The following is a 1,654-nucleotide window of genomic DNA, read 5'->3' as shown; positions in this document are numbered from 1 at the left end:
TAGCCTCGAAGTTTCACGGGGTTCCGGCGTGTCGCTGATGGCTGGTTTTTGGGTGTTCTGGGGGTTGTTGGGCGGGTTGGTGGCGTGGGCCGGACCCGGCTGTCGCGTCGGGTCGGCGGGTTCCGAAGGTCCTCGGGTTGTTGGGATGGGGGCTGTGGTTAGGTGGCTGGCCAGGGAGCGGCTCGGAGACGGTCGAATGCTGTTGCGAGTTGGTGTGCCCAGGGCCAGTCGGTGTCGAGTCGCAGGCGCCGGCCGCGGGCGGTGCGGACCAGGAGACCGGCGACGTGCAGGATCTGGTAGCGGTAGGTGGCTGGTTCGGTGCGGGCGAGGGTGCCGGCGAAGCACAGGGCCTGGGACCAGCAGAGTAGGTCGGCGGCGGCCAGCGCGAGTTCGAGCCAGCAGGCGTTCGCGGCGTATGCGTAGAAGGGCAGGTTCCTGAGGCCGGTGTCTTTGCCGGTGCGGATCCGGTCTTCGACGCGGGCGTGGCCGCGGTGGCGCTGTTCGAGGTCGGGGAGTTGGCCGCCTTGGGTGTCGGTGAGGAAGGCGGTGAACCGGTGCCCGTCGATGTCGGTGAACGTCAGCTGGGCGCCGGGGTGGGGGCGTTCCTTGCGGACGATGACCCGGGACCCTTGTGGCCAGTTGGTGAGGTTGAGCAGGCCGGTGAGTTCGGCGACCCAGGCGCCCCGGCGGGGTTGTCCGTCGGCGTTGTAGGCCTCGGTCCATGCGTGTTTCGGGGTGGCCAGGATCGCTTGCTGCAGGTTCTCGTCGACGGCGAAGCCCAGCGAGAACCCGATCCCGCGCTCGCGAAGCGCCGTGGCGAACATATGGGTGGCGCCGGCGGAATCGGCACTGGCCAGCACCTTGGGCCCGTCGGGCTCACCGGGCCGGGGCCGGGCGTTCTCGGGTAGCGCGGCGATCGCCATCTCCAGCACCGTCACATGGTCGGTGGCGGTGTTGGACCCGGCGTTCCCGGGTCGTAGCAGTCCAGCCAGCGCCTCACCACCCGACACGTCCGGGCGGTCCAGGTAACACAGCAACGGGTGAAATCCGAACCCTTTCTTCCACGTGGGCGCAGCGTTTTCCTTGTCTGAGTGCGCGGTCAGCAGGGTCGCATCGAAGTGCAACCACAACTCCTCAGTCAGGTCCGGGCCCGCGCCGGCTGCCCAGGCCCGCGTCCGTGCCTGCGTCCGTGCGGCCCGCAATCCCTCCAGCCGGACCGCATCGACCCTGTCGACCACCCGCCACGCGGTCGGGTCCGAGGCAACCAGCCCGAACAGCTTCGGCTGGTCCCGCAGCGTCCGCAGGTGCCGCAGCGCGTCGCCGCCGTCGGCGATCGTGACCGCGACATCGACCAGCACCTGGCCCGGTGCGTGCATCGGCGGCAACCGGTAGGTATCGATCAGCGCCGCGGTCCAGCCCTCGACCAGCCCCGTCTCGGCCGCCAACTCCCGCAACAACGCGGACCCGGCGTGCGACACGATCCCCTTACCATCCGCCGACACCTTGAACCGGGCCTTGCCCTTGCTACGCTTCACTCGAGAGTGCCTTCCTGTCCGGGATCATTGGTCCTTCGCAAGCCCAATTTTCCCTTACAGACAAGGCACTCTCGCCTTTTCACCTCACGTGTTGTCCAAATTCCCGTGAAACGCCGAGG

General features: G+C 68.4%; 1 protein-coding gene. It reads right to left on the bottom strand.

Annotation, left to right across the window (positions count from 1 at the left end):
- Positions 1 to 158 precede the first annotated feature (158 nt).
- The gene (locus tag ACZ3HV_RS44505; RefSeq protein WP_465693944.1) at positions 159 to 1,535 is read right to left on the bottom strand and encodes an IS1380 family transposase; all 1,377 of its coding nucleotides are present in this window, start codon (positions 1,533 to 1,535) and stop codon (positions 159 to 161) included.
- Positions 1,536 to 1,654: the final 119 nt, after the last annotated feature.

Source organism: Kribbella sp. NPDC020701 (assembly GCF_055562215.1).
The sequence above is the reverse complement of the archived record's forward strand: the minus strand, read 5'-3'. Positions and strand labels throughout refer to the sequence as shown.